The following is a 13,450-nucleotide window of genomic DNA, read 5'->3' as shown; positions in this document are numbered from 1 at the left end:
CGAGCCTGCCCGAGCGACTGGCGCCGCACGGGCCACCGGGCCAGGCTGGCCGTGAGGGCTGTTTCGACTGCCCCGAAACAACCCCGACAGCCCAGCCGCAAAGATCCACTGCTCCCGGCCACGGAACGGTCACCCTGAGCGGTACGGCGGTGCACTCGACGTCCCCCGCAAAACGCCGCCGGTGTCGAGGCAAGTGATTTGCCGACGCCAGCGGGTTTTGCTGGCGGCGGGAAATCACCTGCCTCGACACCGGTTACAAGGCGTTTTGCCGCGGAGCGAAGCGAAGCAAAGCTGGCACAGCCGGGTGGGCGGCCCAGCACGGGGAACCGCGCCGCCCACCCGGTGATCAGACGGGCGTGCTGCGCAACACCCGTAACCGGGGGCGCTTGCACGCCGGGGGCACCGGCACGCTGTCGGCGCGGACGAGCATCTCGCGAACGGCGCCTTCGCGGCCGAAGCGGTCGATGACGATGGCGTGGACGCCGAGCCAGAGGTCTCCCTCGTGTGGGATGGGCTGGGCCCAGTTCACCCGGACCAGGCGGATCCGGATCGGGCCGATGCCGTAGCAGTAGTCCGATTCGGCGAACTCGTACACCGGCCAGGCCGGGCCGCTCGGCCGCAGCCGGTGGTTACGGACGCGCGGCGCCCGGGGTCGCGGCTGCCCGGCGGATCGTTGCTGGCGGTGGCAACGGACGAGCTCAGTCACGCGCGTCGGACTCACCCTCCTCAGCAGGCGGCCGCCGCAGGATGGTCCCGCCGGGCCGGCTCAATCCGAAACGGTGGGTGACCGCGCTGGCCCGGGTCGACGCCGCGAACACATCGTCCGCGAACGGCTCGTCCCGATAGACCAACGGGTTCGCCCGGCGCGAGTTGTCGGTTGCGCCGGGCTCACTCGAATCGGGGTGCTCGGGGCCGATGTTGGGTATCGACATGCTCGTCACCTCTCGCTCGGACGCCCCCGCCAGGGAGCCTCGCGCCGAGGCCGCAGACGTCGCTCCGCAGCCGACCCGTCACCTAAAGATGTCACCCTGAGTGACACCCCTAGGAACCAGTACGTGCGTTATCATGCTCAGAATCTCGTGACTACGCAAGGCCAGATGCACGTGCATTTGCATCAGCGCCCAGTTTAGGCACGCGGAGACCACCGATTCCCGGATCGATGGGCGATCCGGGGCAAATCTAGGGAGCTTGGAATGACCTATGTGGTCAACGGCATGCCTGCCGGCGAACTGCAGGGCGTGACCTGGCAGAAGAGCCGGCGCAGCAACCCAAGTGGCAACTGCGTGGAATGCGCCGTCCTGCCGAGTGGTGATGTTGCCGTGCGTAACTCCCGCGATCCCGAGGGTGCGGCACTGATCTACACCCGGGCCGAGATCGAGGCGTTCCTCGGCGGCGTCCGCGACGGAGACTTCGACAACCTGATCGCCTGACCCTCAGGCATTCGTACGGGGTCCGGCCGCGCGACGTCGCGGCCGGCCCTTCGTGCTGATCAGGCCGGGCGGCCGACCTCGTTCAACAGCTTGCCGAGGATGTCCGGCGTGTGGTTCGGCGGTTCCGCGTCGATGCAGACGCGCTCCATCGCCATGGCGTAGTGGTCGACGTCCTCGCGCTTGTCCAGGTAGATGGCGCTGGTCAGCTGTTCCACGTAGACCACGTCGGGCAGCTCCGGCTCGGGGAACCGCGGATCGCGAACGGTCCGCCGGCGGCCGCGTGGCCGCCCGCCTGGAACGGGATGATCTGCAACCGGACGCTCGGCAGTTTCGACGCCTCGATGAGCGCCTCGATCTGGGCGCGCATCACCTCGACGCCGCCGATCGGGCGCCGCAGCACCGCCTCGTCGATCACCGCCCACAGTTGCGGGCCACCCGAACGGGTGAGGATCTGCTGCCGCTGGAGACGAACGTCGACCCGCCGGTTGATCTCGTCGGCGCTGGCGCCGGCGTGACCCAACATGATCACGGCACGGGCGTAGTCGGGCGTCTGGAGCAGGCCCGGAACGAACTGGATCTCGTACGTCCGGATCAGCGAGGCCGCGGCCTCGAGACCGAGGTACGCCTGGAACCAGCCCGGAAGGACATCGCTGAAATGCTGCCACCAGCCGGGGTTGTTGGCCTGGCGGGCAAGGTTGATCAACGCGTCGCGCTCGGCCGAGTCGCTCACGCCGTACATCGTCAGCAGGTCCGCGACGTCACGTTCCTTGAAACTGACGCGGCCCAGCTCCATGCGGCTGATCTTCGATCCGGACGCGCGGATCTCGTAACCCGCGGCCTCCCGGGTGATCCCCCTCGACTCCCGCAGCTTCCGAAGCTGGGAGCCGAGCAGGATGCGCAGCACGGTCGGGCCGCCTCCCGGCGCCTCCTCCAGCGAACCCGCGCTCACCTGACTCCTTGTCGCTGCTCTGTGACTGCCGGCGCAGCCTTACGCATCCTAGAGCGGAGATCCTTCTCGCGAAACCGGCGGGATCGCGGCCTCACAACCGTTCGTTCTTTGCGGATGCACGTGCATCCGGCCTTGCGAACGCACTTGATGACGAGCATGATAGCTGACAGACACGTACCAACCGCTGACGGAGCGTGCCGAAATCTTCGGCTGCTCAGCCGGTTGTGGGTGTTGCTCATGAACACCGGAGCACCGCCTCGACACCTTGGAGGCAATCCCTCATGCCGAACCTGATGGCGTCCACCACGCCTACCGTCACCCCGCCCTACCGTGACCCGGCAGAGGTGGCACCGGCCGAGAGCTACCGGCCAGCGGATCCGGTGTGGGTCTATCGGGACGGCTGGCGGGCGGGCGTCATCGAGGCGGCCTCTCCCCGCGCGGTCACGGTCACCTACCGGCCGGAGAATCATCGGGGCACCGGTGTGGACACCTTCACGGCGCCCTACGTGACGTCGCGGGCCGACGCCGACCCGGCCCTCGACCAGCGCGCTCTACGCCTGGTTCGCCGGAATCCGCTGCGATGACCGGCGCGGTCACGGTGTCGGCGGTGGTCGGGTTGCTCAGCCTCTTCGCCGGGGTCGCCCTGGGGTGGTATTTACGTCGCACCAACGACTGGTGCCCAACGTGCGGCGAGCAGCTCTCGTGCGGCGCCTGCAAGATGCCGATCAACTGGTCGGAGCAGCAATCGAGCACCGTGCAGCGGTCGCCCGTGTAGCTTTACCAGCATGACAGCGGTGAATGGGGAGCAGCAGCTGTCGTGCCGCGTCCGGGATGCCGCACTGTCCCGGGCCTTCGAGTTCCTCGGCCGCCGGTGGAATGCCGCGGTGCTGGGCAAGCTTCACGACGGCCCGGTCGGTTTCCGGGAGTTGTCCCGCGGCATCGACGGCATCAGTGACTCGGTGCTCTCCAACCGCCTGTCCAGTCTGGTGTCGGCCGGCCTGATCATCCGGGCCGTCAACGAGGGCCCACCGGTCTCCGTCTCCTACGCACTCACCGAGGCCGGGCGCGCCCTGATGCCGGCCCTGGATCAGATCGCGCTCTGGGCCGACGAGCACCTGCCCTGAGGGTTTCGGAGCGCAACCGCTCACGCACGTCGCCCGGTGGGGCTCGCGTTCTGGACGCGCCAGCGGCCAGCGAGACGCGCCGGGCCCTCGGCGGGAGCAGCGGTCTGTACCCACCACTTCGCTACGACAGGGATTTTCGGTTCTTAGTGATCATCTTCACGGGGGCTTTCTGATGGTAAGCCACTAGTTTTTTAGAAGTGGATACTTTTTCAAGAGCTGGTCTGACCGCGGACGCTCGGGCCCTGCTGTTCACCGAGGCGCGCACGGCGTCCGCGTTCGCGGCGACACCGGTGACCGACGAGGAGCTCGCGGAACTCTGGGATCTCGCCAAATGGCCGCCGACCGCGGCGAACACGCAGCCGCTGCGGGTGCTGTTCGTGCGCAGCGCGGAGGGCCGGGCGCGCCTCATCCCGCATCTCGCCGAGGGCAACCGGCCCAAGTCGCAGAGCGCCCCGGCGGTGGCCGTGCTGGCGCTGGACACTTCGTTCCACGAGTTCGCACCAGAGGTGTTTCCGCACAATCCGGGGCTGAAGGACGTCTACGAGGCGAACGAGGCCCTGCGTCTGGCCGCCGGCAACCTGAGCGCCGGGCTCCAGATCGGCTACTTCATCCTCGCGGCGCGGGCGATCGGCCTGGTCGCCGGGCCGATGACCGGTTTCGACAAGGCCGGTGTGGACGCCGAGTTCTTCCCCGGCGGCCGCTACCGGTCCCTGGTCGTCGTCAACCTGGGTCACCCGGGCGAGAACCCGTGGCGCGACCGGCTGCCCCGCCTGCCCCACGAGACCACGGTCCAGTGGGCGTGAATCCGTGAGAAGCGGCCCGGTGGCTCGCCGCCGGGCCGTTTCTGTCAGCTCCAGCGGTCGCCGGTGAGGCGCTCGTAGACCTCGACGTACCGGTTGCGGGTGGCCTCGACCACCTCGTCCGGGATCTCCGGGCCCGGCGCCGTCCGGTTCCAGTCGGTGAGCTGCCCCGACCAGTCACGCAGGAACTGCTTGTCGAGGTAGCGCGGCACGCTGCCCGGCTTCCACTCGTCGGCGCCCCAGAACCGGGACGAGTCCGGCGTGAGCACCTCGTCGCCGAGCTTCAACGTCCCGTTCGCGTACCCGACCTCGATCTTGGTGTCGGCGATGACGATGCCCTTGGCGGCGGCGATCTCCGACCCGCGGCGGTACACCTCGAGCGTGACCCGGCGCAGTTCCTCGGCCAGTTCCTTACCCACCCGGTCGACCGTCTGGTCGAAGGTGAGCGGCTCGTCGTGACCGCCGCCGACCGGCTCCTTCGTGCTGGGCGTGAAGATCGGCTCCGGCAGCCGGGAGGACTCCACCAGGCCCTCCGGCAGCACGTTGCCGGAGATCGTCCGGTTGCGCTCGTAGTCCCTGAGCCCCGACCCGGCCAGGTAGCCACGCGCGATGCACTCGACCATGACCATTTCCAGGCGCTCGCACCGGATGGCCCGTCCACTCCACTCCGCCGGCACGTCGGTGGCCGAGATGACGTGGTTCGGGATGACGTCGGAGAGCTGGTCGAACCACCAGAGCGAAAGCTGGGTGAGGATCTTGCCCTTGTCCGGGATCGGCGTGGGCAGGATGACGTCGTAGATCGAGATCCGGTCAGAGGTGACCAGGATCAGGTCGTCGCCGTCGGCGTAGACGTCCCGGACCTTGCCGGAGTGCAGGAGCTCCACTTGTTCCCCTCTGGGCATTGAGTCGATGTGCGGCTTCACGCTATCGAACCGGCCGCGTGCTGGTGGAAAGCCACAAAACCAGTGATCAGGTCCCGTTCAGGTGAGCGAGCAAGGCACGCACATCGGCAGCGTCCATGCCGCCTACCCCAGGATCGGCTTCTTCCTGCAGGTCACCGAGCTGACGAACGGCCGGATCGTCCAAGATGCTGCCCATAAACTCCAGCTTTTCTTCGAGCCGGTAAGCTACAACCTCGTCGACTGTCCCCCGAGCGGCCAGCACTGTTACGCGGGTCTCGGTCTCGGGGGGAAGACCAAGCCGGTGAATCCGGTCGAGGCTCTGCAGGAACCGGCCGGCCATAAAGTCCCGGTCCACAAAGAGGGCGTCGTGGCACTCGTGATGCAGGCTGATCCCCTCGCCAAGAGTCGCGGGGTTGGAGATCAGCACCAGACAGTTGGGATCCTCCCGGAAACGCGTTATCTGCTCATCGCGGTTCGGGGTACCCCCATGCACGACTGCAGGCTGAAACGGCGCGAGAAGGCGCTCCAGCGTGGTGATGCTGCGCACGAAGGTGGTCCAAACCAGGGTCTTCCGCTTCTGCCCGGCATTCTCCGCCACGATTCTGACGGCTTCCTCGTACTTGGGGGACAGCTCATAGCGCGGGAGGTTCGCAAGCAACGTCCCAAGAGAATCATTCGGCGCTGCTTCCAGAGCCGGGACCTGATAGGCCAGAGGTTCGTAGCGGGTCGTACCCTCCACAAGCAAGGCAGGACTGGTCGCCGCCATCAGCATTCTCAGCATGGCCTTTCCCAATGCCTCGAGGTCCCCCGCCCGCGCCGACGGATTGCCCTTGAGTGCCTCGTAAATCTCCCGGTGAAGCGGCGGAAGGTCGACATATCGGATTCTCGTAGTAACCGGCGGCAGCCCAAGTTCACCTTTGGTGGTACGGGTAAAGAGCGGGCGCAGAACCGAACTCGCGTAGGCGAGGTCTCCACCTCCGACTGCGTCCGCGACGACTCGCTTCCCGTGCCCCGGCCAAACGAAGGACAGCAGGCTTTCCAGGTCGCGTGCACCGTTGGGCGCTGGAGTACCCGTAAGAATCAGTCTTCGATTGGCTAGTGGGCCCAGGGCCAGGCAAGCGGACCCATATGCGCCGCTCGCCCCCAGCTTCATACGGTGCGCCTCATCCAGGACCACCATGGCGGGAGACGCACGCAGCCATGCGGACAGGCCGGGAACCGCACGCCCCAACCGCTCGTAGTTGACGATCAGTACCTCGGCCGCCACATCTGGGCTAGAACCCATGATCGAGGTCCGCAGCGGTTCCTTGAAGCAAACCGAACTCTCAGACTCCCATGCCTCGTACGCCGACTTCGGGCCAATCACCAGCAATCGATGAGCCTCGCCCAGCTCCCGCATCGCCGCGAACACTGCCAGCGCCACCCGTGTCTTCCCTGCCCCAGGAACGCTGAAGTTGGCGCCGTGGCGCAGGGCGAGCAGGCTCGCGATGTCTCTGCGCTGAAACGAGGTAAGCTCGCCGACCCAAGCCCCGCCGAGGCGAGTATCCACCTCGCCAGGCGCAATCCCGCCAGGTGCGAGCGCTAGCTCCGCGTGTGACAGGCGTTCCTGCGCGGTATCCGCGTCATCAAGGACGTCGGTCACCAAGTTGGCGAGCGCCTCGTCCCACTGCACCCGCTGGTCGGGCCAGGTGGCGAGCTCACCCACACCGGCAAGGAAGTCGTCCAGGCCGATCTCTGCGGTCAGTGGCCCGGTCTGGTCTCCCGCAGAGATGAGCCCTACCAGCCTGGCAAACTCGTCACGAAACGCCCCGCTGGAACGCAGCACAACCCGGGTACGGGTGACATCGAACGACAACTGCAGGGAGATCTCAGCGGACTCCGGGACCAAGGTCATTTCTGAGCAGCCGCCTCACTGAGCCAGACCAATCCTTCGCCTGGAAGCTCGATCGATTTGGACGCCTCGACGGCTACCCGGCTTAGGATGCTGCGCAGTTTGACCAGAGCGTCATCGAACGCTTCTGGGTCCAGGCTGCCGTTGCTCCTGGACATGACGAGATCCGCGACACACCGCTCAAGGTCCGCACAGGCATCAGCCACCCGTTCAGGGGCCGCCTGCCGCTTCTTACGCAACCGAAAGTCTTTGCCAGCGGAGAAAAGAGCGTTGTCGAATGCTTCGAAAAGGCGCTGCCTGGCTTTCGATGCGTCAGCCAACTGAGCGGGCTCGGCCTTCTCCCCCGCGACCTCGACAGCCCTCAACTGGAGGACCTTGTCTGTCAATGCCCTGGCTGCTGCCACCTCCGGCACAACCGTCGGGGCTGGCCGGTTCAGCCCAGGAATCACCCTTGGGGCGGCTGCTGCCACCGTAGGCTTCAGCTCGCCCGGCAGCCGCTCCTCAAGGAACCGGGTCTGGAAGTCTGCGCCGATGTAGCGAACGTCCGTCTTCGCGAAGTCCAGCGTGATCGCGGCAAGGCGGGCCTCCTTGAGGAGATCTGCCTTCTCCTTGCTGCGCTCGCCCTTGACGGTCCGGTACAGCTCGAAGAGCTTCTCCTTTGCATTCTCGAAGTCCATGAGGCGCAGGCTGAATCCGCCGTTGGCACTACGCCGGACAAGGTCACGGAGGTTGTTCAGGATCCAGACGTCGCGCTCCAACGCCGGCGTCGTGGTGTGGAAGGTTCGGGCGATGTCCGACAACTCGGCGCCAAGCGCCATTTGCTCTTCAAGAGCGAGCAAGTGGTTAATGTACGAGTAGTCACGGCGATGATCCTGCCGCAACTGCAGAGTGAGTTCGACGGCATGAATGTCGTCCCAGGCGCAGGAGGCCGGCAGTACCCCTACCCGGATGGTGGAGGCTCCTAGCTCTTTCAGAGCTGCGCGACGAGTATTGCCGTTAACGAGGATGCCATCATGGGTGATCAAACCGGGTTCGAGCTGCTTGTAGTCCCGGAGACTTTCCTTAAGCTCATCAAAGCGGGGGTCACGCCGTGACGGGTCGGCCGGCTGCGTGGTGAGCAGGTAGTGCAGGTACTCCTGGCTCTCGGCACTCCACGGATCAACGCCCAGCACCGCGTCCTTACCGGGGTCGTGGCTGCGTTGAGCCCGGATGCGATGCGTTCCAGGGTTATAGAACAGCCGACCGACCGGCATATCGATCACCTGCACGTTCACCGGCTGGCCGCGGAACTCCACCTTGGTCGTCTCCGGAACACCGCCTGCACCGCTAGCTTCCGCCAGCCGCTGGCTCACCAGGTCGCGAATCGCGGCCGCACCAGGCGGGACACCAAAGTCCGTCGTCATCAAGTCCCCTCATTCTGTTGCCTCAGCGGGCGAAGGGCCCGCCGGAACGGATCAGGCCAGCGCTTCGCGGATAAGATCGCGCGACTCGGCCGGCAGCGTAAGGTAGTCGGCCCAGATTTGCTCCACCTCGCTAAACGGCCGATGGTCCTGCGCCATCCAGCTTGCGAGCATCTTCTTCTCGATCGCCGAAAGCTTTCCGGCCCTCGCCAGTACCTGCTGCGGGTCCGCGACCAGGTCCTTCGCTCCGATCCGGCACCGATTGCATTCGATGAGCAGCTGAATCTTCTGCCGACCATCCGCCATCCGGACCTGCCGCCGCGCTACATCGAGCTGCGAGGTGATCTCCGTGCCCGCGTACTTCTCGCCTGGCCCGATGCCGCAGCTCCGGCACCGATATCCGTCACGTGCCAGGATCTCACGGCGCTGGTACGAGGTGATGGTGACGGTGTCACGCCGGGTGGCTTTGCCGGGCTCCCAGACGGGGACACCACGCTCGCTGAAGCGCTGCTCATTGGCATCGAGGCTGACATCCTCGCGATTAGTATCAATCTTCCACCCGAAGTCGCGCAGGTCGCGCATACGCCGGTCGATTTGAGCCACGTCCGGAAAAGCCTCACGAAGGCTGACCTTCGTAAAGGTGTTGCCGACGGTGACTTCCTGAACAAGCCAAAGAGCCACCCGCTTCATCGTGCCAAGGCTCTCATCTCTCCAGTCCGGCATCTCCAAGGCGTCCTCATTTCATCGTCCCTGCCAGACCCCTCCGGTCTGGCCCAGCCGTCTTCCGCCATGAATCTCCCGTCCCACAGCTAGGAATGGAAGCCCTAACGTGTCCCGTTCTACGCGCTCTAGAAGGGGACAGACCGGGACCGGCAACGAAGTCTGGTAGGCGGCAGAATGTGCGGGCCAACGTGTCCACTGCTCCGGCACGAGAGGACGGCTGACGCCGTCGAAGGAGAGCGGCAAATTGCCCAAATTAGGAGAACTCAAAGATATCGACCTTCCGTCCGGACCATTGCGCCAGCTCACCGAAGCGGTCCGGGCCTGTCTCGGCATCCTCAGTGATGCCGGGTTCTCCCTTCGGCAAGCTGCCGAGAAGTGCTTCGTCACAAAAAACGTCATGTCCGCCATCGCAAACGGCCAGCGGAAGCGTCCCGATCTCGGCCTCTTGCAGCGGATACACGAGCTGGCGGAGGAACACTCGGACGGAGACCAGCGGCCGCCCTCTCTACGGGTGATGGAACGCCTGCATCAGGAGGTCATCGATGGCTGTCAGCGCACACCTGCCTGCCCACGCTGCGGCAGGCCATGGGAGAGCAAGGAAAGGCCGCATCAGACTCCGGACAAGCCGGCTGACAGCACCTCTGTCCTGCAAGTAGAACGGGACACGACATTGCCGGTCCCCCCTGTACTGGGGGACCGGCAACTCGCCTCGGATGGTGGAGCAGATTTCAAGAGGCTGCTTGCTGCCGACCGGCTAACCGATCTTGCCGGCATCCTGCGTCACATCGGGCGGTATGGCGACCCCGCCGAAACCGCCGCGACTATCGTCGGCTGCCATCAGGACGGCCTGGCCGAGGCAGCCACCACCATCATGCTCCACGCGGCCCAGCGCCCCAGTAAGGAGATCATGCGAATAGTAGGTGCTCTGCTCGCTATCCATGCCATCGCCGCTGCCAGCGAATTGGCTGAACTTGCACAGGAGGAACAGTGAAGGCGCTCCTACCAGGCCCAGGGAACTCGTGCACGAATGTGCGCGGGACAACACACATCATCCAGCATCCCGGAGCAGATGCCGACCTGCGGAAGGTGCTGGCGGACCTGCGGCAGCAGACATCGCTGGCAGAGCTATTTGGGGGCGCCGTCCAGTCTTCGATCGACTATGTGCTCGATGGCGCCCGGACAGGGCGTTTTGACCTGCGCTCGCCTCTCGTGGACAGCGATGAGCGCCGGACAGTCGGGACGAAGCTCCAGTACCACTTGCTCGACGCATTGGGCCTCCCCAAGCTCAGGAGCCCCGACACAGTCATCGCCGGCGTCCCAGTCGACATCAAAGGGACAGTTGGTTCAAACTGGAGCATTCCCCGCGAGGCCCAGTGTGAGCTATGCATTCTGGTGCAGATCGATGCGAAAGCGGATACGCACGCTGCCTGGCTGATGAGGACTCACAGGGCATGGCTCTACAACGGGCAAGGAAACGGCGACCAGAAACGGGGCGTTGTCATGGACGCGCTGAAACACTACGCCGTACCGCTCTACCCACAGGCCGCCCTGGACCGGAACCCGTTGCGCCTGCTGGACAGCAAGGGGCTTATAGCTGTCTTCAACCCTGATGCTGGTCTCGTAAATCGGCTTACCGAACTCTTCACACGCTTACCCAATGTCATCTTTCGCCGGCAGGTCATCGAGACCGTCGGATTTCAGCTAGACGACCCGCTTCGGCGCGCACGGCAGGCCAAGGAACGTGTAAAGGAGGCGGGCTTCGATCTACTGGTCGAAACATGGGTACGCGATCGCGAGCAAGCCGAGGCTCTCGGCATCGAGTTGCCGCAGGGAGCGTGGGTGGCGGTACCCAGCATCCAAAGCAACAGCGGTCGCGCCTTACCTCTCCCGGAGGACTGAGGCGATCCGGTCAGCCGCCTCGTCAACTGGCTCGTGCTCCCATACACGCACGACAATCCAGTCAGCAGCCTCAAGCGCCTGATTGGCTGTCTTGTCCCGCTCGATGGTCCGTTGCAGCTTAGGCCCCCAATACCAGTCGTTGATCTTCGGCTGGCGACCGTGGTCAGGACAAAGATGCCAGAAGCAGCCGTCAACAAAGATGGCTACCCGTTTGCGGGTGAACGCTATGTCAGGACGTACACGCACGGAGTCAAGGTCGATACGCAAGTCTTTCCGAAACCTCAACCCCCGGCTGTGCAACAACGCTCGCAGCCGGATCTCGGGTTTGGTGTCGGATCGCCGAATTGCCTGCATATTCCGCGAGCGGCCCTCATTGAGCGCCTTGGGGTGACGGACTGGCGTCTTGGCCGGCTCTCCGGATTCCTGCAGAACCATGCACATACTGTGCCCTAACCCGGATTCGGCATGCACTTCAGGCCGGCCGTTTGAGCGGTCAGCGGGCAGCCGTGACTGTACGTACGGCTCCGAGCCGGGCGGCCGCCCGCTGACCTCCCTTTAGCTCACCTTGGCTCGCATCTTTGCCTGGGCAAAGGCCGCATGGCGCCCATGATCTTCCTGCCCACGGAAGGCCTTCCACTCACCAAGCTGGTAGCTCGTCCGGCCACCACGCCTCTGCTCATCAACCGTGAAGTCCCGCCGAAGCACATCGATGCGCGACTCGATCTCCGGCATCGTCAGGGAATCACCCAGCATCCGCTGGATGCGCTCAGTGGTGAGGAATCCGGCATGATCCCGGAGAAGCCGATAGACCTCGTCATGAACCTTGAGCGGGGCGGGGATCTCCCCTGGCACCTGCGTCTTGCGGAGTGCCTGCACGATTGACTCTCCAACCGCCTTGGCAACCGGAGGCGGGAAGGCATTGCCGATCTGACGGTAACGACTCGTCTTGCGGCCTTCGAAGATCCAGTCCTCGTACTCCGCCCCGTACCAACCCTGAATGCGGGCGACCATGTCCACGGTCAACTTAGGGCCACGGGGATGCTCCTCGATGTCCCAGTCGGGACCTGGAGCCTCGTTAGCCAGCCCATGAGCATCAGTCCAGAGCTCTTCCCACGCCCGCTTGGCCCGGGTTGGCCCAAGATCGGCCCCTCCATGCTTCTTACTTCCGCCCACGATGGTGGGGGCAATCCTGTCAGCAGCCTTGAGCCACCTCTGCAGATACTTCTTAGGCCATCCACGGGCAGCGATCTGATCGCCGATTACATCTTTGACCGTGGGAGTAACGGATTGCTTCTTCGGCCAGCCAAAGTAGGGAACATACTCAGGCCTCAACGCCACAAGGACCATCCGGGGACGCAACTGAGCAACCCCGAAGTCCTTCGCCTCGAGCAGCTCCCAGAACGCCGTGTAGCCAAGTGCCGCAAATCGGTCGACAACAGCCTGCCGGTAACCAGCAAATCGTGCGTCGTTCAGACCCCGAACGTTTTCCAGCAGCACCGCCTTGGGCTCTAGGCGTCCAGCAGCCTCGACAGCCCAGGCGAAGAGATCTCGCTCATCTTCAGAACCAAGCTGCTTACCAGCCACTGAGAACGGCGGACATGGAACGCCTCCCGCCAGCAGATCAATGCTGCCCCGATACTCTTCGGGCTTCCAGATCTCCTCGTCCGCAACATCCCCGACCTTGACAAGGGCATCGATATTTTCGCCTGGATGAAGTCTTCTCAGGTTAGTAGCTAGCGAAGTAGCTGCCGTTGGGTCCAGCTCAACAGCAAGTTGGTGCCTGAAACCGGCGAGATGCAAGCCCAGCGACTGGCCACCTGCGCCGGCACAAATCTCTACGACACTTAGGTCAGTCACTGCTCTCCTCGAATGTCTCGCTCTGCACCCGGCGGCACGCCGTCGACCGGTGCATCCTCCAGCACTCGCGCCTGTACTGCCGCCACCGGGAGCGAAGATCTGAATTGTGCCGCATGGGCAGATGGTTTGGCGAAATCCGGAGCTGCGGCCACGCAGACCTTCTGGTGCTGATCACACGACATGCAGGGCACACCGTGCCGACCGCGGACCGATCCGGCCCACGAGGGTTGCGGTTGCTCGTTCCACCACAAGGACGCCATAACAACCCCAGACGTGATCTTCAGCGACGCGCCTGTCATCGGACGATCCGGGAATCGGAGAAGAAGGTCAAGCTTGCTCGGGCCGTCGCCGGGCCGCGACGGAGGCGTTTCACCTTGCTGAGTGTCACGCCTGGCCGGTGGGACCGGCCACGGCCACCGCGCCGCCAAGCCCAGGCCTCTCGCCCAGCAACACCCCGACAGGAACCCAAACGCAG

The 13,450-nt window shown here is 64.8% G+C and carries 15 protein-coding genes and 1 pseudogene; 7 read left to right on the top strand and 9 right to left on the bottom strand.

All coding sequences use genetic code 11. The annotated features are described in order from the left end of the window. Window positions 1-346: 346 nt before the first annotated feature. Both KZ829_RS31750 and KZ829_RS31745 read right to left on the bottom strand, forming a co-directional pair. A complete protein-coding gene (locus KZ829_RS31750) occupies window positions 347-706 on the bottom strand; it encodes a hypothetical protein (protein ID WP_308285742.1) in 360 nt (119 codons plus the stop codon). Then, on the bottom strand, window positions 699-932 hold the full coding sequence (locus KZ829_RS31745; protein ID WP_220147532.1) for a hypothetical protein: 234 nt from the start codon (window positions 930-932) through the stop codon (window positions 699-701). The genes KZ829_RS31750 and KZ829_RS31745 overlap by 8 nt, the downstream gene beginning before the upstream one ends. Before the next feature lie 261 nt (window positions 933-1,193). Here KZ829_RS31745 and KZ829_RS31740 point away from each other — a divergent pair, with 261 nt between their 5' ends. After that, a complete protein-coding gene (locus KZ829_RS31740) occupies window positions 1,194-1,430 on the top strand; it encodes a DUF397 domain-containing protein (protein WP_183224197.1) in 237 nt (78 codons plus the stop codon). Between the two features lie 59 nt (window positions 1,431-1,489). On the opposite strand, the pseudogene KZ829_RS31735 reads toward KZ829_RS31740, so the two are convergent. After that, window positions 1,490-2,325 (bottom strand): annotated as a pseudogene (locus tag KZ829_RS31735) (Sco1979 family transcriptional regulator). 335 nt (window positions 2,326-2,660) lie between these two features. On the opposite strand from KZ829_RS31735, the gene KZ829_RS31730 reads away from it, so the two are divergent. The 4 genes from KZ829_RS31730 (at window position 2,661) to KZ829_RS31715 (ending at window position 4,306) form a co-directional block, all read left to right on the top strand. Further along, a complete protein-coding gene (locus KZ829_RS31730) occupies window positions 2,661-2,963 on the top strand; it encodes a hypothetical protein (protein ID WP_220147531.1) in 303 nt (100 codons plus the stop codon). Continuing rightward, entirely contained in the window at window positions 2,960-3,154 is a 195-nt protein-coding gene (locus KZ829_RS31725; protein ID WP_220147530.1) for a hypothetical protein, read from the top strand. The genes KZ829_RS31730 and KZ829_RS31725 overlap by 4 nt, the downstream gene beginning before the upstream one ends. A gap of 10 nt (window positions 3,155-3,164) precedes the next feature. After that, complete coding sequence (locus KZ829_RS31720; RefSeq protein WP_220147529.1) at window positions 3,165-3,503, top strand: winged helix-turn-helix transcriptional regulator; 339 nt, start codon at window positions 3,165-3,167, stop codon at window positions 3,501-3,503. 197 nt (window positions 3,504-3,700) lie between these two features. Further along, on the top strand, window positions 3,701-4,306 hold the full coding sequence (locus KZ829_RS31715) for a malonic semialdehyde reductase (RefSeq protein ID WP_220147528.1): 606 nt from the start codon (window positions 3,701-3,703) through the stop codon (window positions 4,304-4,306). Between the two features lie 44 nt (window positions 4,307-4,350). Here the strand turns inward: KZ829_RS31715 and KZ829_RS31710 are convergent, their stop codons facing one another. The 4 genes from KZ829_RS31710 to KZ829_RS31695 form a co-directional block, all read right to left on the bottom strand. Next, window positions 4,351-5,187 (bottom strand): phosphoribosylaminoimidazolesuccinocarboxamide synthase, encoded by an 837-nt coding sequence (locus tag KZ829_RS31710; RefSeq protein ID WP_220147527.1) that lies wholly within the window; start codon window positions 5,185-5,187, stop codon window positions 4,351-4,353. An 85-nt stretch (window positions 5,188-5,272) separates the two neighbouring features. Next, the gene (locus KZ829_RS31705; RefSeq protein ID WP_220147526.1) at window positions 5,273-7,099 is read right to left on the bottom strand and encodes a DEAD/DEAH box helicase; all 1,827 of its coding nucleotides are present in this window, start codon (window positions 7,097-7,099) and stop codon (window positions 5,273-5,275) included. Continuing rightward, on the bottom strand, window positions 7,096-8,499 hold the full coding sequence (locus KZ829_RS31700) for a ParB N-terminal domain-containing protein (RefSeq protein ID WP_246636592.1): 1,404 nt from the start codon (window positions 8,497-8,499) through the stop codon (window positions 7,096-7,098). Before KZ829_RS31700 ends, KZ829_RS31705 begins: the two co-directional genes overlap by 4 nt. Before the next feature lie 51 nt (window positions 8,500-8,550). Continuing rightward, entirely contained in the window at window positions 8,551-9,219 is a 669-nt protein-coding gene (locus KZ829_RS31695) for a KpnI family restriction enzyme N-terminal domain-containing protein (protein ID WP_504739925.1), read from the bottom strand. Between the two features lie 244 nt (window positions 9,220-9,463). On the opposite strand from KZ829_RS31695, the gene KZ829_RS31690 reads away from it, so the two are divergent. Beyond that, window positions 9,464-10,210, top strand: coding sequence for a helix-turn-helix domain-containing protein (locus KZ829_RS31690; protein ID WP_220147524.1), 747 nt, complete (start codon window positions 9,464-9,466; stop codon window positions 10,208-10,210). Next, window positions 10,207-11,118 carry a NaeI family type II restriction endonuclease gene (locus tag KZ829_RS31685; RefSeq protein WP_220147523.1) on the top strand — a complete coding sequence of 304 codons (912 nt, stop codon included), beginning with the start codon at window positions 10,207-10,209 and terminating at the stop codon, window positions 11,116-11,118. The genes KZ829_RS31690 and KZ829_RS31685 overlap by 4 nt, the downstream gene beginning before the upstream one ends. Here KZ829_RS31685 and KZ829_RS31680 read toward each other — a convergent pair. Further along, complete coding sequence (locus tag KZ829_RS31680; RefSeq protein WP_220147522.1) at window positions 11,098-11,553, bottom strand: very short patch repair endonuclease; 456 nt, start codon at window positions 11,551-11,553, stop codon at window positions 11,098-11,100. The two genes, KZ829_RS31685 and KZ829_RS31680, sit on opposite strands and share 21 nt — an antisense overlap. A gap of 120 nt (window positions 11,554-11,673) precedes the next feature. Continuing rightward, window positions 11,674-12,975, bottom strand: a complete 1,302-nt coding sequence (locus tag KZ829_RS31675) for a DNA cytosine methyltransferase (protein WP_220147521.1) — start codon at window positions 12,973-12,975, stop codon at window positions 11,674-11,676. Between the last annotated feature and the right edge of the window lie 475 nt (window positions 12,976-13,450).

The sequence above is a fragment of the Actinoplanes hulinensis genome, assembly GCF_019429605.1.
Classification (GTDB): Bacteria; Actinomycetota; Actinomycetes; order Mycobacteriales; family Micromonosporaceae; genus Actinoplanes; species Actinoplanes campanulatus.
Note: the sequence above shows the minus strand (reverse complement) of the source record. Positions and strands in the feature narration are given on the sequence as shown.